At 56.5% G+C, this 19,135-nt stretch carries 18 protein-coding genes; 9 read left to right on the top strand and 9 right to left on the bottom strand.

The window, feature by feature from the left end; all coding sequences use genetic code 11:
- Positions 1-1,961 (bottom strand): hypothetical protein (locus EPD60_RS17410; RefSeq protein WP_425168843.1); only part of this gene is annotated, 1,961 nt, incomplete at its 3' end.
- Between EPD60_RS17410 and EPD60_RS17365 the strand changes: the two genes are divergently transcribed.
- Positions 1,950-2,087: a GIY-YIG nuclease family protein gene (locus EPD60_RS17365; RefSeq protein ID WP_131446649.1), complete on the top strand. Its 138-nt coding sequence runs from the start codon at positions 1,950-1,952 to the stop codon at positions 2,085-2,087. The genes EPD60_RS17410 and EPD60_RS17365 overlap by 12 nt on opposite strands.
- A 391-nt stretch (positions 2,088-2,478) precedes the next feature.
- Here EPD60_RS17365 and EPD60_RS02885 read toward each other — a convergent pair whose 3' ends face one another.
- Positions 2,479-2,712 (bottom strand): hypothetical protein, encoded by a 234-nt coding sequence (locus EPD60_RS02885; protein ID WP_131446647.1) that lies wholly within the window; start codon positions 2,710-2,712, stop codon positions 2,479-2,481.
- Positions 2,713-3,080: 368 nt separating this feature from the next.
- Here EPD60_RS02885 and EPD60_RS02880 point away from each other — a divergent pair, with 368 nt between their 5' ends.
- Positions 3,081-3,467, top strand: coding sequence for a PAS domain-containing protein (locus EPD60_RS02880; protein ID WP_131446645.1), 387 nt, complete (start codon positions 3,081-3,083; stop codon positions 3,465-3,467).
- A gap of 25 nt (positions 3,468-3,492) precedes the next feature.
- Here the strand turns inward: EPD60_RS02880 and EPD60_RS02875 are convergent, their stop codons facing one another.
- A complete protein-coding gene (locus EPD60_RS02875; RefSeq protein WP_165871378.1) occupies positions 3,493-3,900 on the bottom strand; it encodes a response regulator in 408 nt (135 codons plus the stop codon).
- Between the two features lie 194 nt (positions 3,901-4,094).
- On the opposite strand from EPD60_RS02875, the gene EPD60_RS02870 reads away from it, so the two are divergent.
- On the top strand, positions 4,095-4,304 hold the full coding sequence (locus EPD60_RS02870; protein WP_131446641.1) for a hypothetical protein: 210 nt from the start codon (positions 4,095-4,097) through the stop codon (positions 4,302-4,304).
- Here EPD60_RS02870 and EPD60_RS02865 read toward each other — a convergent pair.
- Positions 4,301-4,591: a hypothetical protein gene (locus EPD60_RS02865; RefSeq protein ID WP_131446639.1), complete on the bottom strand. Its 291-nt coding sequence runs from the start codon at positions 4,589-4,591 to the stop codon at positions 4,301-4,303. The genes EPD60_RS02870 and EPD60_RS02865 overlap by 4 nt on opposite strands.
- Before the next feature lie 133 nt (positions 4,592-4,724).
- Positions 4,725-6,002: a tRNA (N(6)-L-threonylcarbamoyladenosine(37)-C(2))-methylthiotransferase MtaB gene (gene mtaB / locus EPD60_RS02860; protein ID WP_131446637.1), complete on the bottom strand. Its 1,278-nt coding sequence runs from the start codon at positions 6,000-6,002 to the stop codon at positions 4,725-4,727.
- 144 nt (positions 6,003-6,146) lie between these two features.
- Here mtaB and EPD60_RS02855 point away from each other — a divergent pair, with 144 nt between their 5' ends.
- From EPD60_RS02855 to priA, 3 genes are read left to right on the top strand one after another with little or no spacing between them, the layout of a single operon-like run.
- Positions 6,147-6,548 (top strand): DUF4258 domain-containing protein, encoded by a 402-nt coding sequence (locus EPD60_RS02855; protein ID WP_131446635.1) that lies wholly within the window; start codon positions 6,147-6,149, stop codon positions 6,546-6,548.
- On the top strand, positions 6,549-7,325 hold the full coding sequence (locus EPD60_RS02850) for a lysophospholipid acyltransferase family protein (RefSeq protein WP_131446633.1): 777 nt from the start codon (positions 6,549-6,551) through the stop codon (positions 7,323-7,325). It begins immediately after the preceding gene.
- A 26-nt stretch (positions 7,326-7,351) separates the two neighbouring features.
- Positions 7,352-9,793: a replication restart helicase PriA gene (gene priA, locus EPD60_RS02845; protein WP_131446631.1), complete on the top strand. Its 2,442-nt coding sequence runs from the start codon at positions 7,352-7,354 to the stop codon at positions 9,791-9,793.
- 3 nt (positions 9,794-9,796) lie between these two features.
- Here priA and EPD60_RS02840 read toward each other — a convergent pair whose 3' ends face one another.
- A complete protein-coding gene (locus tag EPD60_RS02840; protein WP_131446629.1) occupies positions 9,797-10,489 on the bottom strand; it encodes an NAD(P)H-binding protein in 693 nt (230 codons plus the stop codon).
- 106 nt (positions 10,490-10,595) lie between these two features.
- On the opposite strand from EPD60_RS02840, the gene murB reads away from it, so the two are divergent.
- The 3 genes from murB to EPD60_RS02825 all read left to right on the top strand — a co-directional run bounded on the left by murB (position 10,596) and on the right by EPD60_RS02825 (position 12,646).
- The gene (gene murB, locus EPD60_RS02835) at positions 10,596-11,603 is read left to right on the top strand and encodes a UDP-N-acetylmuramate dehydrogenase (RefSeq protein ID WP_131446627.1); all 1,008 of its coding nucleotides are present in this window, start codon (positions 10,596-10,598) and stop codon (positions 11,601-11,603) included.
- Between the two features lie 57 nt (positions 11,604-11,660).
- Positions 11,661-12,056: a hypothetical protein gene (locus tag EPD60_RS02830; RefSeq protein ID WP_131446625.1), complete on the top strand. Its 396-nt coding sequence runs from the start codon at positions 11,661-11,663 to the stop codon at positions 12,054-12,056.
- A 98-nt stretch (positions 12,057-12,154) separates the two neighbouring features.
- Complete coding sequence (locus EPD60_RS02825; protein WP_131446623.1) at positions 12,155-12,646, top strand: hypothetical protein; 492 nt, start codon at positions 12,155-12,157, stop codon at positions 12,644-12,646.
- Positions 12,647-12,712: 66 nt separating this feature from the next.
- Here the strand turns inward: EPD60_RS02825 and EPD60_RS02820 are convergent, their stop codons facing one another.
- From EPD60_RS02820 to EPD60_RS02810, 3 genes are all read right to left on the bottom strand, one after another.
- Positions 12,713-14,239, bottom strand: a complete 1,527-nt coding sequence (locus EPD60_RS02820; protein WP_131446621.1) for a magnesium chelatase ATPase subunit I — start codon at positions 14,237-14,239, stop codon at positions 12,713-12,715.
- 107 nt (positions 14,240-14,346) lie between these two features.
- On the bottom strand, positions 14,347-15,444 hold the full coding sequence (locus EPD60_RS02815; RefSeq protein WP_131446619.1) for a vWA domain-containing protein: 1,098 nt from the start codon (positions 15,442-15,444) through the stop codon (positions 14,347-14,349).
- A 101-nt stretch (positions 15,445-15,545) separates the two neighbouring features.
- Entirely contained in the window at positions 15,546-18,875 is a 3,330-nt protein-coding gene (locus EPD60_RS02810; RefSeq protein ID WP_131446617.1) for a glycosyltransferase family 117 protein, read from the bottom strand.
- Positions 18,876-19,135 lie beyond the last annotated feature (260 nt).

The following is a 19,135-nucleotide window of genomic DNA, read 5'->3' as shown; positions in this document are numbered from 1 at the left end:
AATTTGAAAATAAAGTGGACGCCTACGCACGCGAGCGCGAGATAAAGTCGTGGAAGAGCCGCAAACGAATTGAGCTTCTGATCAAAAGCCGTCGGTAGCGATGCTGGTTCAGAGCATCCCGCTTTCAGCGGGAGGGTCGGCGGTTCGAACCCGTCAACTCCCACCAAGAGCCCCGCAAATGCGGGGCTTTTTTTATGCCCTGTCATTTCTATATACTTTACTCTACGCAGCGTGATCGCTACTACATCGGTCACACCGGTGATACGCTGGAGCAACGCCTGCGGCGGCACCTTAGCGGCCACAAAGGTTTTACCGGCGCACAGGCCGACTGGACAATCGTTTACAGCGAGGAATTTGAAAATAAAGTGGACGCCTACGCACGCGAGCGCGAGATAAAGTCGTGGAAGAGCCGCAAACGAATTGAGCTTCTGATCAAAAGCCGTCGGTAGCGATGCTGGTTCAGAGCATCCCGCTTTCAGCGGGAGGGTCGGCGGTTCGAACCCGTCAACTCCCACCAAGAGCCCCGCAAATGCGGGGCTTTTTTTATGCCCTGTCATTTCTATATACTTTACTCTACGCAGCGTGATCGCTACTACATCGGTCACACCGGTGATACGCTGGAGCAACGCCTGCGGCGGCACCTTAGCGGCCACAAAGGTTTTACCGGCGCACAGGCCGACTGGACAATCGTTTACAGCGAGGAATTTGAAAATAAAGTGGACGCCTACGCACGCGAGCGCGAGATAAAGTCGTGGAAGAGCCGCAAACGAATTGAGCTTCTGATCAAAAGCCGTCGGTAGCGATGCTGGTTCAGAGCATCCCGCTTTCAGCGGGAGGGTCGGCGGTTCGAACCCGTCAACTCCCACCAAGAGCCCCGCAAATGCGGGGCTTTTTTTATGCCCTGTCATTTCTATATACTTTACTCTACGCAGCGTGATCGCTACTACATCGGTCACACCGGTGATACGCTGGAGCAACGCCTGCGGCGGCACCTTAGCGGCCACAAAGGTTTTACCGGCGCACAGGCCGACTGGACAATCGTTTACAGCGAGGAATTTGAAAATAAAGTGGACGCCTACGCACGCGAGCGCGAGATAAAGTCGTGGAAGAGCCGCAAACGAATTGAGCTTCTGATCAAAAGCCGTCGGTAGCGATGCTGGTTCAGAGCATCCCGCTTTCAGCGGGAGGGTCGGCGGTTCGAACCCGTCAACTCCCACCAAGAGCCCCGCAAATGCGGGGCTTTTTTTATGCCCTGTCATTTCTATATACTTTACTCTACGCAGCGTGATCGCTACTACATCGGTCACACCGGTGATACGCTGGAGCAACGCCTGCGGCGGCACCTTAGCGGCCACAAAGGTTTTACCGGCGCACAGGCCGACTGGACAATCGTTTACAGCGAGGAATTTGAAAATAAAGTGGACGCCTACGCACGCGAGCGCGAGATAAAGTCGTGGAAGAGCCGCAAACGAATTGAGCTTCTGATCAAAAGCCGTCGGTAGCGATGCTGGTTCAGAGCATCCCGCTTTCAGCGGGAGGGTCGGCGGTTCGAACCCGTCAACTCCCACCAAGAGCCCCGCAAATGCGGGGCTTTTTTTATGCCCTGTCATTTCTATATACTTTACTCTACGCAGCGTGATCGCTACTACATCGGTCACACCGGTGATACGCTGGAGCAACGCCTGCGGCGGCACCTTAGCGGCCACAAAGGTTTTACCGGCGCACAGGCCGACTGGACAATCGTTTACAGCGAGGAATTTGAAAATAAAGTGGACGCCTACGCACGCGAGCGCGAGATAAAGTCGTGGAAGAGCCGCAAACGAATTGAGCTTCTGATCAAAAGCCGTCGGTAGCGATGCTGGTTCAGAGCATCCCGCTTTCAGCGGGAGGGTCGGCGGTTCGAACCCGTCAACTCCCACCAAGAGCCCCGCAAATGCGGGGCTTTTTTTATGCCCTGTCATTTCTATATACTTTACTCTACGCAGCGTGATCGCTACTACATCGGTCACACCGGAGATACGCTGGAGCAACGCCTGCGGCGGTACTTTAGCGGCCACAAAGGTTTTACCGGCGCACAGGCGGCATAGTAAAATTCTTACGCTTGTTAGGTAGATCGGGCAGTAATCCGTTCGCTTTGGAACGGCCTGCAGGTTTGCACCTGCCATTAAGAGGCTAAGAACCCCGGTGGTTAGCCGGGGTCCTAGGAATTGCGATTGTGATGAGAGGAAAGTAACTTTTGATGAGGTGGCTAAGGTACTGTTGCAAGACATCGTATTTATACATACAGCAATACGAAGGGCGACGATTTTTATACTTTAGCGGTTATCACCTAGCCAGAAATGGTTATCACCTAGCCGGGCGGTTTGCCTTCTCTTTTTCACCGGCCTGCGTCGGTATGATGGATTATTTGTTTCCAGTGAGAAGTATTGTGCGGTATAGTTGCCGCGGGTGCGAACAGGAGCCTGGCCGAACAATATCTTAATTGAGCTCCGGCTCGGTCGACGCGCGGTTTTGGTTTTCGGCAGGGTTGCCACCTGCCATCCGCAGCTTTTTGTAAAGCGCGATTTCCAGCTCGGTAACGTCGTGCCGGTACTCCTGCAGCGCGTCCCAATCGGCGCCGTCCAGCAGTGCCTGCTTGAGGATCGTCGCCGCGTTGGCATACATATCCTTCAGGGTTTCCAGTTCCAGTTGTATCAGTTTCTTGTGATCCACTGTCGTAGGTTAATGGTGTTTTCTAGCCGTATTGATTAGCAATAGTTGTACCGATGGGCTAAAGCGCGAACAATAATAAAAAATTTAAGCATATGTAAACAGATGAGATTAAGGTCTTACTACTAATAGGCACTCCCGGCTCCGCAAAGCTTTGGTTCCCTGTTTTGTCGGGGGAATTCGTATTCCGTCACCCGGGCGGGCTTACGGATCGTTGCCGCGACCTGTTCGGGCCAGCCTTTCTGTTTGGCGGTCGCGGGGAGTGTAGTTGCATTTTATTGCGGAAGGGCGCGTCGATACTGTGGAAGCATGCCACATTAAAACAGATTAAGACATAAACGTCGGATTTGTTCAACCGGTATTTTCGCGCGATGGAAAAGAAGAAGTTGCTGGAAACCCTGCACCGGCAAATGATCGAGGAGGTTCAGGATTATGCAATCATCCTGCTTGACCTGGACGGAACGATACTTTCCTGGAACAAAGGCGCCGAGCACATTAAAGGGTACAAACCGGAAGAGATCATCGGGCAAAACTTCCGCCTGTTTTACCTGCCGCAGCATCGGGAGGAAAAGCTGCCGGAGCGCCTGCTGGCACAGGCGGTTAAAGAAGGAAGGGCCAAGCATATCGGCCGGCGCCTCCGCAAAAACGGAACGACCTTCTGGGGCAGCATCCTTATCACCGCACTGCACGACGAAGACAACAACGTCGTTGGATTTACCAAGCTGACCCGCGAGCTCAGTGACTACGAGATTGGTTGATTGCCGGCTGTTTTCGAAAGCGAGATCAGTATTTACCCCGGTGGCATAAAGCGCCGAACCCTGCCACTATTTCCTTCAGCTTTTCGAACGAATTTGGTTTCTGGTAGATCGGGGCTTTGTATTTCCGGCAAAAAACCTCGTCGAGCGTGCTTGCAGAGGTTGTAAACACCACCACCTGCAGCTGCGCGAATTCCGGGGTCGATTTTATCGCCGCAAGGGTACTCCGCCCATCCATCTGCGGCATATTCATATCAAGGATCACCAGGCAGGGAAGCTGGCCGCAGGCGCCGCGTTCCTGCAGGTAGGCCACGGCCTCCACACCGTTTCGGGCATGGTGAATTTTTACGTCAAGACCCGTTACGGCCGCGGCATTCCGGAACGTTTCCAGGTCGTCCTCGTCGTCGTCTACCCAAAGTATGATTGATTCCGCCATATCCATCGGGGTGGCTTGTTGCGCGAAGAAAGCTAAAAACGGGCCTAAAATCCCGGTTAAGCCTCCCGGTGTGTGTAAAAAAGAAGGGGCACGAATGTTGATACGTTAAACACCGGAAACCTAAATTCGAAACCCTTAGCCGGCAAGTAAGCCGCCCGGTAGCACCCGGCGGGACGCCTTGCACTACATCCGACATGACGCTCAATCACCCCCAGGACCTGGAAACCATGGATCTGAAAGATCTCCAGACACTCCTCTCCTCAATGAAACAAAAGTTTGAAACTGCATTTGCGGCGGGCCGACCGTACGAAGAAACCAATGCCGTTTATAAGCTATTGAAAGAATTGCAATATGCCGTCAGCCTCCGCTATGCGCGTACGGAGGCGCTCGCCGAGGCGAGCTAGTTGAGCTGCACGGCAGGAAGGCGGTAGCCCACCCCGTCCCAAAGGAAAAGCTCGGTCAGCTCCACCGTCCAGAAGCGGCTGAAAGGCGACTCGTCGAGGATCTCGCGGGCGTGTTCCGGGCTTTCGGCGTTGAGGGTTACCCAGGCCTGCTGCTTTTCCATGCTCACTACATAATGCTCGATCACCTGCTCGTCAATCAACTCGTTGATGTAGGTGCGGTGATCCTGGATGACGGCGCCTGCCTCCTCACTCCATTCAAAATCTATGATCGCCAGGTATTTTTTCATCTGTCGGCGTGCGGTTTTTCGTTGATAGGTCTATTGGTGCAATGGTCTGCTTGTCTAATGGTAAATAGTAGCTCAGGCTCCAGCCCGGGTGCTCCCGTCGGCACTTTACCTCGTTAGCACATCAGCACATGAATTAAACGGTCCAGTCCACAACCTGGTTGGCCCATTCGGCGCGGTAAGGCGTGCGGATGCGAATATAGTTATCGGTATAGCCTTCCATCATGCCTTCTTTTTCGTGGCCTTCGAAAAGCACTTTCCGAACGGCACCGCGGTGCTGCTCTGTAAAATGCTGCAGCTTCAGGTAACTGAGGTTGCGAAGCGTTTTGTTGCGTTCATTCCGCAGTCCTACCGGCACCACGGGCTCGATCTCAAGTGCCTTTGTGGCCGCCCGCTCCGAGTAGGTAAACACGTGTAGGTAAGATACGTCCAGGCTGTGCAGGAAGTCGAAGGTTTCGCGGAAGTGGGCGTCCGATTCCGACGGGAAGCCCACGATCACATCAACTCCAATGGCGCAATGCGGCATCTTTTCCTTGATCAGCGCCACACGCTCGGCATACAGCTCGCGCCGGTAGCGGCGGCGCATGCGCCCGAGGATGTCGTTGGACCCGCTCTGCAGCGGCACGTGGAAGTGCGGCATAAACTTCTTGCTGCCAGCTACAAAGTCGATGATCTCCGGTGTGAGCAGGTTGGGCTCGATAGAGGAGATGCGGTAACGCTCTACACCCCCGATTTCATCAAGTGCTACGATGAGGTCGTAAAAGCTCTCCTCGTGCGCACGGGAGCCGTCAGGACCCTTGCCGAAGTCGCCGAGGTTGACACCGGTAAGCACAATCTCTTTCACGCCGCCTTCGGCCAGTTTGCGGGCATGGCCAAGCACATTTTCAACAGAATCGCTGCGGCTTTTGCCGCGGGCCATCGGTATCGTACAGAAAGAGCAGGTGTAATCGCAGCCATCCTGCACCTTCAGGAAAGTGCGGGTTCGGTCATTTACCGACCAGGAGGCATGAAAGCCGGTCACGGCTTCGATATCACAGGAGGAGATCCGGCTCGAGTCGCCCTTGGTCAGTTCACGCAGGTGCGTGGCCAGGTTGAATTTTTCGGCGGCGCCGAGCACGAGGTCGACACCGGGAATTTCAGAAATCTCCTTCGGTTTCAGCTGGGCATAGCAGCCCGTGATCACCACGAGGCTTTCAGGTGCGCGGCGCTGGATGCGACGAACCAGCTGTCGGCACTCCTTGTCGGCATTATCGGTCACCGAACAGGTGTTGATGACGTACACGTCGGCCGCTTCCTCGAAGTCCCGCTTGACAAAACCCTCGGCCTCCAGGTGGCGCGACAGGGTGGACGTTTCGGAGAAATTGAGCTTACAGCCCAGCGTGTGAAAGGCGACGGTACGCTGTGTGGTGGACATAGCGGGCAAAATTACGAAAAGGATGTCTGATGTCGGATGCCTGATGGCTGATATGCCGGAAGGTGGGCGAAGCTTTAACATTTTTGCCCCCCGGCTTGACATCGGTCAACCCGAGGTACCGGCCGAAGGCTTTATCTTGGACCCGTGAAAGCCCGTAATCTTTTCTTCGTCATCTTCCTGCTGGTGCTGGCCGCCGGCATCTTCCTGAAGCGGCGCTGGCACGAGCCGGTGGCGCGCGAGGCCTTCGACCGGCACCCCGCCCGGCTGGTGTATACGAAGCACGCCCGCTGCCGGATGGACTGCCGCGAAATCTCCGAGCAGGATATCCGGGAGGTCATGGACCGGGGCATCATCAACCTCGCCAAGAGCGACCCGCGCGACCGTCCCTGTCCTACCTATGCCCTCCAGGGCGAGACCTCCGACCATGAGTCGGTGCGGGTTATTTTCGCCCAGTGCGGCTCCGAAACAAAAGTTATCACCTGCTATAACCTCCGCCAGGAGTTTGAATGTCACTGTCCCGGCGACGAGCGCAAACAATTCCGTTAAATGCGAATCCTGCTCAGGCCGCTGCACCTCCTTTACTGGATCTGGGCCGTCGGTCTTTTCCTTGCCCTGATGATCCCCGTCTTTGTGTGGGCACTGCTGGTGGTCGGCTTCGGTCCGGTGCGTGGCGGCAACCTGATCTACCGTGCCTGTGTGCTCTGGGGCGCCATCTGGTTCCCGCTGATCGGTGTGCGCCACCGCAACATCGAGGAGGCGCCAACCGATCCCGACGCGGCCTTTATCTACGTCTCCAACCACGTTTCTTATTTCGATATCCCGGTCATCGTAAAATCCTTCCGGCACCCGGTGCGCCCGCTTGGCAAAGCAGAAATCGCCAAAGTGCCCATATTTGGATTTATCTACCGCAACGCCATCGTTACCGTTGACCGGAGCAGCCCCGAAAACCGGGCGCGCAGCGTGAAGCTGTTGCGGAAGACGATCGAGAAAGGCGTGTCGGTGCTGGTGTTTCCCGAAGGCACCTTCAACGAAACGGGGCAGCCGCTCAAGGATTTTTACGACGGTGCATTCCGCATCGCCATCGAAACCGGCACCCCCATTCAGCCCGTGCTGATGCTGGATACGTGGAGCCGGATGCACCCGCGCAGCATCTTCAGCCTGCGCCCCGGACGGAGTCGAACCGTGTTTCTTGAGCCCATTCCGGTCGCCGGTTATGGTCTGGCCGACGTGGCCCGCCTGCGGAAGGAAGTATATCGCCGCATGGAAGAAGGCCTGCTGCGCTGGAAGGCGCCCTGGATCGAGCCGGTCGGCGCTGCCGTTTAACCGCGGAGCGTTACTTTTGCGGGTTCATGTTTGCCGAGATTGTAATACCCCTCGCGCTGCCGCGCAATTATACGTGGGAAGTGCCGGCGCGGCTTGAGCCGCAGGTGCGTGTGGGCTGCCGCGTGGAAGTCAACCTGGGCAAACAGAAGAAATATGCCGGTGTCATCAAGGCGCTGGTCAACGAGAAGCCCGCGGGCGTAGATGTCAAGGAGATTCTCAACCTGCTCGATCCCGAGCCGGTGGTGCATCCCTGGCAGCTTGGATTCTGGGAGTGGCTCGCCTCTTATTACTGCTGCACCGAAGGCGAAGTGATGGCGGCCGCGCTGCCGGCGCATTTCAAGCTTTCCAGCGAAACGGTGCTGGTATTCAACGAGGAGTACGGCGATGATTTTTCCACGCTCGATTCGGAAGAATACATGGTGGCCGAGGCCTTGCTGATGAAGCAGGAACTGCGGCTCACCGAAGTGCAGCAAATCCTCGACACCGCGCATGTTTATCCCATCGTCAACAAACTGATCGGGAAAAAGGTGTGTCATGTGTGGGAGTCGCTCAAGCAGACCTACGCGCCGCGCAAAGACACCTTCGTGCTGCTGCAGCCGGACTATTCCAGTGAAGACCGCCTGTCGGAACTATTAAATAACTGGACGCGGGCTCCCAAGCAAATGGAGTTGCTGCTCGGCTACCTCCACCTGATGAAGACGGAAGGCGAGGTAACGAAAGCGGGTTTGCTGAAGAAGTCGAACGCTACCGACGCACAGCTGAAAGGGCTTGTAGAAAAAGGGATCCTCCGCACCGAGCGCCGCAACGTTGATCGCATTCAATACCTGCCCAAGGACGTCCAGATCGACTTCACCCTCACGCCCGCCCAGGATGCCGCCTTTGCCGGTGTGCAGGACGCGCTGGCGCAGAAGCAGGTGTGCCTGCTTCAGGGTGTTACCTCCAGCGGCAAAACGCAGATCTATATCCGGCTCATCGAGCAATTCATCCGCCAGGGACGGCAGGTGCTTTATATGTTGCCCGAGATTGCGCTGACGGCCCAGATCGTGCGGCGCCTGCAGAAATATTTCGGCGGGCATATCGGTATCTACCACTCCCGCTTCAACCATAACGAGCGGGTGGAGATCTGGAATAAGGTCAAGAGCGGCGAGCTGAAAGTGGTGCTGGGTGCCCGTTCCTCGCTTTTTATGCCCTACCAGGATCTGGGGCTCATCATCTGCGACGAGGAGCATGACTCCTCGTACAAGCAGCAGGACCCGGCACCGCGTTACCATGGCCGCGATGCGGCGATCTATCTTGCCGGCATCACCGGTGCCAAAGTGCTGCTGGGCAGCGCCACGCCTTCGCTGGAGACGTACCATAATGCCCAGACCGGGAAATTCGGACTGGTAGAAATACGGGAGCGCTACGGTGATGTAAAGATGCCCACCATCGACCTGGTAGACCTGCGTGCCGTGCCCCGTAAGCCGGGGGAGAAAGTGATGTTTTCGATGCACCTGCTGGAAGAGATGAAGGCGGTGATCGAACGCGGCAAGCAGATCATTCTTTTCCAGAACCGCCGTGGTTATGCGCCCCTGCAGCTTTGTACGGTATGCGGCTGGATTGCCCAGTGCAAACACTGCGATGTGTCGCTCACCTTTCACAAGTTTTCCAACAAGCTGAAGTGCCACTATTGCGGCCAGGTGTACCCGCCGATGCATACCTGCGGCGCCTGCGGCTCGGACAAACTGGTGCAGAAAAGCTTCGGCACCGAGCGCATTGAGGAGGTGCTAGAAGAGCAGCTGCCCAAGGCGCGGGTGGCGCGCATGGACTTCGACGCCATCCGCAACAAGAACGCCCATGATGTGCTGATTCAGCAGTTTGAGCAAAAGAAGATCGACATCCTGGTGGGCACACAAATGGTCGTGAAAGGACTGGACTTCGACAACGTGGAGCTGGTAGGTGTGATTGATGCCGACGGCCTGCTGCATTTTGCCGACTTCCGCGTGCATGAGCGCGCCTTCCAGCTGATGGAGCAGGTGAGCGGCCGCGCCGGCCGGCGCGATGGCGTAGGGGAGGTGCTCATCCAGACGAATACGCCCAACCACCCCCTGCTCCAATACGTGATGCGCCACGACTATAACGGGATGTATGCCGAGGAGATCGAAAAGCGGAAACAGTTTTTTTACCCGCCGTATTCCCGGATCATCATGCTGCACTTCCGCCACAAGGAGCGAGAAGTGGTTACCGAAGCAGCGCACCTGTTTACTCAAAAGATGACACCGGCTTATGGCAACTACCTCGTTGGTCCCGCCGAGCCGACGGTGAACCGGGTTCGCAATCAGTACCTGATGGAGCTCATGCTGAAGCTGCCCCGCGATAGTGCTACCATCGCCCGGTGCAAGGAAGATATCCAGAAGCAATGCGCCGCATTGCACTTCGAGAACCGGTTTAAGAAAGTGCAGGTGATCGTGGATGTGGACGCGGTGTAATAGCTAGCGCGCACCAGCCAGCTGCCGTATCGCATCGTACTCAAAAACATGGAATCCACGGGCCCCGGTCTTTGCCTGTGCAATCATCGCAGCGGCAACCAGCTCCGCCAATACGGGTTTGTATTTGCGCAGGCCACCCATCATCAGCCCCGAAAAAAGTTGGGACGCCACCTGTCCGATACGCTCCCCGGGCCGGGCCTCTTTTCGCTCACCCAGCAGCATTGATGGGCGGAACACCGAAACCGCCTCCATTCCCGACGCTTTCACCGCATCTTCGGTTTGGCCTTTCAGACGGAGGTAGAAGTTGGAGCTGCCCGCGTTGGCGCCAACCGATGACACGAGCAGCAGGTGGCGTGCCCCCGCTTCTTTGCCCCAGCGGGCGGCGGCCACCGGTATGTCGAAATCCACTTTCCGGTACGCCGCTTCGTCGCCGCCGACCTTTTTCTGCGTGGTGCCGACGGCTACAAAAATGACATCGCTTCCTTCGAGCCCAAGCCGGAAAGATTCCACGTCGGCGAAGTTGATCAGTTTCTCCTCCGTCCGCGGCGACTGCAGGCCGATAGGCCGTCGCACCAGCACGCGTACCGTACCGAAATAAGGGTCGGCCTGAAGCAGCCGGAGCAGGTGTCCGCCGATCAGACCGGTCGCTCCGATCAGCGTCGCCGTCAGCGGTCGCGGGGTGTTTGTCTGAGCCATACTTAAAATTAACAAGGAGCCAAAAGGCAGCATGGAAACTTTTTTCTGCGTGTTGGATGCGGTGGCTTCGAGACGCATTTTGACCGCACTCCGTTAGCTTTGCCGCATGCTTTTCCAGGAAGATGTTTCGTTACGCCCTTTCAACACGTTCGGGATCGACGCCCGGGCCCGCTACTTTGCTGCGTTTACAGGAACGCAAGGGCTGAGAGCATTGCTGGAAGCACTGCCGGAAGGCCCTTTGCTCGTGCTGGGTGGCGGCAGTAACGTGCTGCTTACCGGCGACTTTCCCGGCACCGTGCTCCGAAACGAGATCGGTGGCATTGAAACGGTTGATGAAGACGAGGAGTACGTTTTTGTGAGGGCGGGCGGCGGTGTCAACTGGCACCAGTTTGTGCTGCACTGCATCCGCAACGATTACGCCGGGGTTGAAAACCTGTCATTGATTCCGGGCAGCGTAGGTGCCTCGCCCATGCAGAACATCGGCGCCTATGGCGTGGAGATCAAGGATGTCTTTCACGAGCTCGAAGCCGTTGAGATCAGCAGTGGAAAAACGGTGCGCTTCACGCATGCCGATTGCCACTTCGGGTACCGGGAGAGCGTCTTCAAGAACATCCATAAAGGCCGCTTCATAATCACTTCCGTAACCTACCGGCTTCGGAAAATACCCGTTTTTCACACCGAATACGGTGCTATAAAACAAGAGCTCGAAAAGATGGGCGTCACCCGGCTAAGCATTGCCGCCGTATCGCAGGCAGTGATCAATATCCGGACGTCCAAGCTGCCCGACTGGAACGAAATCGGCAACGCGGGTTCCTTTTTCAAAAACCCTCAGGTTTCGCTTGAAAAATATGCTGAACTGAAAGCAGGCTGGCCCGACATTGTTGCCTATCCCCAGGATGCGGGCATGAAGCTGGCGGCTGGCTGGCTGATCGAGCAGTGTGGCTGGAAAGGATACCGGGAAGGCGACGCCGGCTGCTTTCCCAAACAGGCGCTTGTGCTTGTTAACTATGGTAATGCTACCGGCAATGAAATTCGTACGCTGAGCGAACAGATCATCCGCTCTGTGGAAGAAAAGTTTGGCGTTACACTGGAGCGGGAGGTCAATATCGTATAATGTTTCCCTGCTGGTGCAACGCCGGGGAAGCTCAAGGTGTCAGGAAAGAAAAACACCATGAACTACGCAATGTATCTCCTTGGCGGGGCGCTTCTGTTTGCCGGCTGCAGGAAAAGCGAAGAAACCAACTTCCGCGAGGCTGCCAACTTCACCATTACGTCCACACAAGCCCCGGCTACCCGCGCACAGGGCGAGCCGATCCTTTCCCGCGTGGTCAGCTACGGGCCCAACGCCTGTTACCGGTTTGAAAAGATGGAGGTACAGGCCACCGCCGCGCGTGAATTTGCAATCCGTTCACGCGGCACCGTGCTGCGGGGTAATGTAGCCTGCGCCGAAGTACTCGTACAGGTAGACACAACCGTTTCTATTCCGACGCCGACGGCAGGACAATATATACTTCGTTATTACAACGGCGCTACACCTTTCAAGGCCGATACCGTGCAGGTAAACTGATTCTGGTCATCGCCCCGTAATAGCCCCGGTCTTCTGATTTTTACATTTCTTTATTAACATTGCTGCATCATTAGTAGCGCGGCAATAGTCATAGGATTATGAAAAACAAAACGATCTGCATTGCATTACTTACCGGTTTACTGCTTACCAGTAGTGCTGCGGGGGTAGCTGCCCAGCACGCTGCAAAAAGTGTTTTTGTAGAACTGGGCGGTCCTGGCCTTACCTCGGTCAACTTCGACTCCCGCTTTACGAAAAAAGACGGCGGGATCGGCGGCCGTGCCGGCGTTGGCTATTTCAACATCAGCGGCGAGCGTCTGCTGCTGGTGCCGGTAGGCGTTAACTACCTGCTTTCAAAAGATCAGCGCCACTACTTCGAATTGGGGGCCGGCGTTACCGTGGTCGACTACAAGTCGGACTTTTTCTACGAAGACCCGAACCGCTTCACGGGAACGTTCGGGCATCTGAACTTCGGATACCGCCTGCAACCGAAAGAAGGCGGCTTTATGTTCCGGGCGGCCATCAATCCCCTGTTTACGAGCGAAGGATTTTTTCCTTATTACGGCGGCATCTCTTTCGGCTACGCGTTTTAACGCCGGCCGGCAGTTGTATGTATAAAAAAGGCGCGGCTGAATTAAAGCCGCGCCTTTTTAGTTTGCCTAGTTGAAATCTTCGTCTTCCTCTTCATCGTCGGCGGAGGGCATGGTGAACATGCTGCCCATCAGGTCCTTAAACTCCACCGATGTCTCCAGTATCTTCTTGCTGATCAGGGAGAAAGCCGCGAGCCCGTGCAGTACGAACTCCATCAGCAGGGCCGTTTCCTTTTCAGAGCCTTGCGGAAACAGTTTTTTCACCAGCGCATGCAGCCCGTCGACGGAATAGAGCCCGTTGATCTTTTCCCGGTCGGATAAAGAGAACAGCAGGTTGACGTGGTTGCCGCGGTCAAACCAGTTAATGATGGCGCGGTAAGGATTATCCACCGTTTCCGGAGCAGCGCCTTTTTTAGGTGCGCGCTTCTTCAGTGTTTCGGGGTTGGGAAAATATTGAATGAACTGTGTTCGGATGGCCTTGTTGAGCAGGTTCATCCCCACCTGGTAAGGGCCTTCCTGCTCGCCTTCGTATACCAGTTCAATCTTGCCGGTGATTGACGGAATGATGCCCACCAGGTCGGAGATCCACACCTGGGTTGCTTCTTCGCGGTTGACGAGTGCGCGCCGCTCGGCTGCGCTCACGGCGTTCTCGAATGCGGAGATGGTGAGCCGCGCGGAAACACCGCTCTTCTTGTCCACGAATTCAGACGCTCTTGCCTCGAAGGCTACCTGCTCGATGAGGCGCTTCACCAGGTCGGATACCTGCACCAGCTCTTTTTGCGCCGGCTCCACGTCTGCCTCCTGCTCGGTAATCGCCAGCGCGTGCTCGATATCTTTCGGGTAGTGTGTCAGGATCTGGCTCTGAATGCGGTCTTTGAGCGGTGTAACAATAGAGCCGCGGTTGGTATAGTCTTCCGGGTTGGCCGTGAAAACAAAGAGGATATCAAGCGGCAGGCGGAGCTTGAATCCGCGGATCTGTACGTCGCCTTCTTCGAGTATGTTGAACAGCGCCACCTGGATGCGTGCCTGCAGGTCGGGCAGTTCGTTGATGACAAAGATGCCGCGGTTGCTCTTCGGGATGATGCCATAATGGATCACCCGCTCGTCGGCGAAGGATAGCCGCAGGTTGGCGGCCTTGATCGGGTCTACGTCGCCGATCAGGTCGGCCACGCTCACATCGGGTGTCGCCAGCTTTTCGCCGTAGCGCTGCGAGCGGTGCATCCATTCAATCGGCGTGGCGTCGCCCTTCTCCGCGATCAGCTCGCGCGAGTGCCGCGAAATGGGGTTGAGCGGGTCGTCGTTGATATCGGAGCCCGCGATGACCGGGATCCATTCGTCAAGCAGCTCCGTCATCTGCCGCGCCATCCGCGTTTTCGCCTGGCCGCGCAGTCCCAGGAATAGGATATTGTGTTTGCTCAGGAGCGCGCGCTCGACGTCGGGAATAACGGTTTCTTCATAGCCGACAATGCCGCTGAATGTTTCTGCTTTCTGCTGCAGTTTCCCGATCAGGTTCCGGCGGATCTCTTCTTTAATGCTTTTAGGTTGGTAGCCGCTTTCTTTGAGCTCGCCAATCGTGTTAATGTGCTTGGTGTCCATTTTTGTTCTTAGTCCTTTTCGTTATCGGGCCGCAGGATAGGCACGTGTTGCATTGATGCCTGCGTTCCATATTCGTTATTCGTTATTCGTTATTCGAAATTCGATATTCAATAGAGGGTTTTGCGCTTGCCGCTTTCGAAGTCGCGGAAGATAAAGGCGCCGAGCTTGTCGAGCGAAGCGAAGAAAGCCTTGCCGTTGTTGGTTTCCGTAAATTCCTGCACGAAACGCTGGAGGTAAGGGTCCGTGGCGATCATAAACGTGGTGATCGGGATCTTCAGCTTCTTGCACTGCGCGGCCAGGTTCATGCAGCGGCTCGTCACCTTGCGGTCAAGACCGAAGGAGTTCTTGTAGTAGCGTTTACCGATCTTCAGGCAGGTAGGCTTGCCGTCGGTGATCATGAAGATCTGCTTGTTGGGATTCTTGCGCCGCCGCAGGATGTCCATGGCAAGCTCCAGGCCGGCCACCGTATTGGTATGGTAGGGGCCCACCTGCAGGTAGGGCAGGTCTTTGATCTCCACCGGCCAGGCGTCGTTGCCGAACACCACGATGTCGAGTGTGTCTTTGGGGTATTTGGTGGTGATCAGCTCACTCAGTGCCATCGCTACCTTTTTTGCCGGCGTGATGCGGTCCTCACCATAGAGGATCATCGAGTGCGAAATATCGATCATCAGCACCGTCGACGTTTGGGCTTTGAAGTCGTTCTCGCGGATCTGGAGGTCGTCCTCGCTCATCGAAAAGGCATCGAGCCCGTGGTTGATCTGCGCCGTGCGGATCGATTCGGTGAAGTCGATCTGCTCCAGCATGTCGCCAAACTGGAACGGCCGGGTGTTGGGGCTCTGCTCGTCGCCCTGGCCGGGCTTGAAGGTGTTGTGCTCTCCGGCACGCGCTTTCGTCAATTTACCGAAAATCTCCTCGAGGCTCCGCTTGCGGATGCCCTGCTCGGTTTTGGGCGTGATCCGGATCTCGCCCTGCTGGTTTTCCTCGGTGATATATCCCTTTTCCCTGAGGTCGTCGATGAAGTCGCCCATGCCGTATTCGGGGTCGGTAAGCTCGTATTGCTTGTCGAGCTCATTGAGCCACTGCAGGGCTTCGCCGACATCGCCGCTGGTGTAGGTGAGCAGTTGCATGAACAGGTCCAGCAGTTGCTCGAAGCGGGTCTTTCCCTGCTCGTTGGGGTCGAAGCGGGTAAAGTGAAATCCTTGCATAAGGGGTACAAGCTACACCAAAACCAATTTCACCCTGCTTCCGGTTCTGTTAAGAAAAAACCCTCCGGGAGGCCGGAGGGTTTGTCTGTTTTTATTGAAAATTAATGACGTGTCGTGTCGGCGGCTTGCCCCTGCGCGTGGGGCTGGATCTTCTCCGGCGCGGGAGCGGCAGCCGGGTTGTAGCGACGCTCAATGGCCGGCAGCAACTGCTCGAGCATAAAATTGTTGATATCATCTTCGCGGGCGATGTAGTTGTATGCGTCGCCGCGCTCGTTCTTGATATACTCGTAATAGGACTTCTGCTCACGCATGTCTTTTTCCAGTGCGGCCTTGAGCTTTTGGGCAAGCTGCAGGTTGCCTGCCTTATAGGCAGCCTCCAGGTAGATAAGGCCGGTCTGGTTGTGGCTGCTGTAGCGGCTTACCATGGCATAGGGCATCTGTGCAGGCTGGATCAGGCTTTCCAGCTTGTTGAGGGCCTGCTGTGCGCGGGCCTTGTCGCCTTTGTCGGCCAGGTTGCCGGCCAGCTCGGCATAGGTAGCGCGGATCGTCAGCAGGTGCCGGCGGTTTTCCTCGTCGAAGTAGACGCCGGCTTGGTTGGCATTGCCGCCGCGGAACTTCTCCATCATCACTTTATACATCCAGTCGGAGTTGTTGTCGCGGATGGCTGTGCCGCGGAGGGCCTGGTCAACGGTCCAGTTTTGCTGCGGGAAGGTGTTCTGCACCGGCACCAGGCGATAGGTGAGGCCGTCCTTGCGCAGGTACTGGCCGAAGCCGAGCTCGCCGTAGGGGGAGGTGAAGTAGATCGGGCGCTGCCAGCCCTTGGCGGCGTTGGCGGCGATCACGTTGAGGATCGTCATCTGGTCGAGCGTCAGGTAATTGCGGGCCTCGGGAATGTCGAGCTGAAGCTGCGGCAACACGACATCGTTGGCATTGACGGTACCATTGGCACGCACAGCGGCCTCGTTCACCGGGATGATGAACTTCTTGTTCTGGAATACGGCCTGAACGTTCGCCTTGTCTTCGTTATTCAGCTGGGGTCCGACGCGGTCGCGCATCACGGTAAGCAGGTCGGCGGGAGCCGCGCTGGCACCGGAAGGCTGGTACATGATGTAGGAGAGACCGGCGATCTGCTCGGGTGTCCACACCACGTCTATCGGGGCGCTTTCGTTGACCTTGTAGCGCATCTGGTTTACATACCAGTCGATACCGAGGAGGCTGGTGTTGATAATGCGGATGTCGGGGCGCACGCCTTCCGTTTCCTGGATATACCAAAGGGGATAGGTATCGTTGTCACCGAAAGTGAAGAGGATAGCGTTGGGCGCGCAGCTCTCGAGGTAATCGCGGGCGAGGTCGGGTGCCAGCACCTTGTTGCTGCGGTCGTGGTCATCCCACTCCTGCGAGGCCATCACGATGGGTGCGGAGGCGCACAGCAGCGTAGCAAGGCCCACGGCGGCGGGGGCGAGGCGGGGGCCGTTGCCCGATACCGCGCGTACCACAAAGAAGATGATACCAACCAGCACAGCGTAAAGCAGGGTGGCCATCATCGCCGTGCCGAGGCCCGGACCCAGCGGCACCGTCGCATTCGACCAGAGCGTGATCACAAAGGTGGCGACACCGCCGTAAAGCAGGGCGTTCATGAGGCTGCTCTTGTCGGCACGCTCGCGGGCCATCCGTACAAAGCCTACCACGGCAAGACCAACCCAGATACACCAGGCATAGAAGGAGCCGGCATAGGCATAGTCGCGCTCACGGGGCTGGTTGCCCGGCTGGTTGAGGTACAGCACGATGGCGATGCCGGTGAAGAAGAAGAGCAGGAAAGACACGATCCAGTCGCGGCGGTCCTTCATGAAATGATAGACGCAGCCAAACACGCCGAGCAGGAAGGGGAGGAGCAGGAGCTTGTTGTTGGCCTTATTGTGGCGGATGCTTTCGGGCATCTTCGACTGGTCTCCGAGGCGGGTGTTGTCGATGGCGCCGATACCGGAGATCCAGTTGCCGTCGCGGTGATTGCCGTCGCCCTGGATGTCGTTCTGGCGGCCGGCGAAGTTCCACATAAAGTAGCGCCAGTACATATGGCCCATCTGGTACTGCATGAACCAACGGATATTGTTGGCGAAGGTTGGGGCTTCGTAGGTGCCGTCGCCGGTGCGCTCGAGGCCGAGCCACTGTGCGTAGGCATCGGCATGGCCCTGGTCGTTGCTGCGGTCCCACACGCGCGGGAAGAGCATCTCGTCGCGGCTTTCATATTGGGGCTCCTGCGAGCGGCCGGTTTCGATGTAGCGGTCCTTGCCCCGGGTGTACTTCATTTCACCTTCCTTCAAAACAGCCTGGCCGTTTTCGTCGCGCTTCATTTCGGCCATGAAGTGCGGACCGTAAATAAGCGGCGCCGAGCCATATTGTTCGCGGCCCAGGTAGTAATTCAGGCTCATCGGGTTGTCCACGTTGTTCATGTCGATGCCCGGGTTGGCGTTCGAGCGGATCATTGTGGTGGCATAGAGCGAATAACCCAGCATCAGGAAGATGAACGACCAGAGGCCGAGGCGGAGAAAGGACCAGTGGTTACGGGAAGCCACGCGGAGGCCCCACCAGACGCCCAGTGCCAGCAGCAGGAAGAAGATTACAAAGCCCGTAAAGAAAGGCAGGCCGAAGGAGTTGACGAACAAGACGTCGAACTTACCCGCGAACTTCACAGTCCACTGGATAACAGCCACCTGGATAACACCGGTGATGATGCAACCGATGATAAAGGCCAGGATTGCACCTTTCTGGGTGTACTCATAGCGGCGGTAGTAGTAGATCATCACTATCGCGGGGATGGTGAGCAGGCCGAGCAGGTGCACACCGATGGCGAGACCGGCGAGGAAGGCGATGAATACGATCCAGCGGTCGGCATAGTTGCGCAGCTGTCGGTCGGTGCCGGCGGCGATGTCGGCGCGTTCCCACTTGAGCATCGCCCAGAACATGATGGCGGTGAAGAAGGAGGAGAGCGCATACACTTCACCTTCAACGGCGCTGTACCAGAAAGAGTCGGTGAACGTATAAGCCAGGGCCCCTACCACGCCGGCGCCCATGATGGTGCCGGTTTGGGGGCCGTTGGGCTCTTCCGCGAAACCGATCATCAGCTTGCGCGCGAAGTGCGTGATGGTCCAGAAAAGGAACAGGATGGTAAAGCCGGAGGCCAGGGCATTCATGATGTTGACGGCCTTGGCGGCGGTGGCGGGGTTGTCGCCGAAGAGGATAATGAAGAAGCGCCCGAGCAGGGTAAATACGGGAGCGCCTGGGGGGTGCGGCAGCTGCAGCTTGTAGGCGGTAGATACAAACTCGCCGCAATCCCAAAAGGAACCGGATTTTTCAGCTGTGAGAATGTAAACCAGCGAGGCGATAAAGCACACGGCCCAGCCGGTCAGGTTGTTGACTTTCTTAAAGTTCATACAGTGTAATGGTTGTTAGTACACGGTTTTCGCGGAATCTGGCAAAAATATAGGGAAGGGCCTAAATTAAACCGAAAAGCTATCCCCGATTTGTTAAAGGATATTAGGAGCTCGGGCGTCCGATGTCGGATTTTTTGGACGCTGGAAGGTTTTAAAGGACGCCAAGGTTTTTTAACCGCGAAGAAAGAAGTAGAATAAGCGTTACGCAAAGTATTGAAATCCGGTTTTGCGCTGAACAGAATAGTCACCTTAGCGAAAAC

The sequence above is a fragment of the Flaviaestuariibacter flavus genome (assembly GCF_004337505.1).
Lineage (GTDB): Bacteria > Bacteroidota > Bacteroidia > Chitinophagales > Chitinophagaceae > Flavisolibacter > Flavisolibacter flavus.
This window is presented reverse-complemented; position numbering and strand designations above follow the sequence as displayed.

What these genes read in the sequence shown, in the direction of transcription:
- EPD60_RS02865 (WP_131446639.1), bottom strand. Translation starts at nt 4,591, where the DNA reads ATGAAAAAATACCTGGCGATCATAGATTTTGAATGGAGTGAGGAGGCA.
- murB (WP_131446627.1), top strand. Translation starts at nt 10,596, where the DNA reads ATGCTTTTCCAGGAAGATGTTTCGTTACGCCCTTTCAACACGTTCGGG.
- EPD60_RS02810 (WP_131446617.1), bottom strand. Translation starts at nt 18,875, where the DNA reads ATGAACTTTAAGAAAGTCAACAACCTGACCGGCTGGGCCGTGTGCTTT.
- EPD60_RS02880 (WP_131446645.1), top strand. Translation starts at nt 3,081, where the DNA reads ATGGAAAAGAAGAAGTTGCTGGAAACCCTGCACCGGCAAATGATCGAG.
- EPD60_RS02870 (WP_131446641.1), top strand. Translation starts at nt 4,095, where the DNA reads ATGACGCTCAATCACCCCCAGGACCTGGAAACCATGGATCTGAAAGAT.
- EPD60_RS17365 (WP_131446649.1), top strand. Translation starts at nt 1,950, where the DNA reads ATGCCCTGTCATTTCTATATACTTTACTCTACGCAGCGTGATCGCTAC.
- EPD60_RS02850 (WP_131446633.1), top strand. Translation starts at nt 6,549, where the DNA reads ATGCGAATCCTGCTCAGGCCGCTGCACCTCCTTTACTGGATCTGGGCC.
- EPD60_RS02825 (WP_131446623.1), top strand. Translation starts at nt 12,155, where the DNA reads ATGAAAAACAAAACGATCTGCATTGCATTACTTACCGGTTTACTGCTT.
- priA (WP_131446631.1), top strand. Translation starts at nt 7,352, where the DNA reads ATGTTTGCCGAGATTGTAATACCCCTCGCGCTGCCGCGCAATTATACG.
- EPD60_RS02815 (WP_131446619.1), bottom strand. Translation starts at nt 15,444, where the DNA reads ATGCAAGGATTTCACTTTACCCGCTTCGACCCCAACGAGCAGGGAAAG.
- EPD60_RS02830 (WP_131446625.1), top strand. Translation starts at nt 11,661, where the DNA reads ATGAACTACGCAATGTATCTCCTTGGCGGGGCGCTTCTGTTTGCCGGC.
- EPD60_RS02840 (WP_131446629.1), bottom strand. Translation starts at nt 10,489, where the DNA reads ATGGCTCAGACAAACACCCCGCGACCGCTGACGGCGACGCTGATCGGA.
- EPD60_RS02875 (WP_165871378.1), bottom strand. Translation starts at nt 3,900, where the DNA reads ATGGCGGAATCAATCATACTTTGGGTAGACGACGACGAGGACGACCTG.
- EPD60_RS02820 (WP_131446621.1), bottom strand. Translation starts at nt 14,239, where the DNA reads ATGGACACCAAGCACATTAACACGATTGGCGAGCTCAAAGAAAGCGGC.
- mtaB (WP_131446637.1), bottom strand. Translation starts at nt 6,002, where the DNA reads ATGTCCACCACACAGCGTACCGTCGCCTTTCACACGCTGGGCTGTAAG.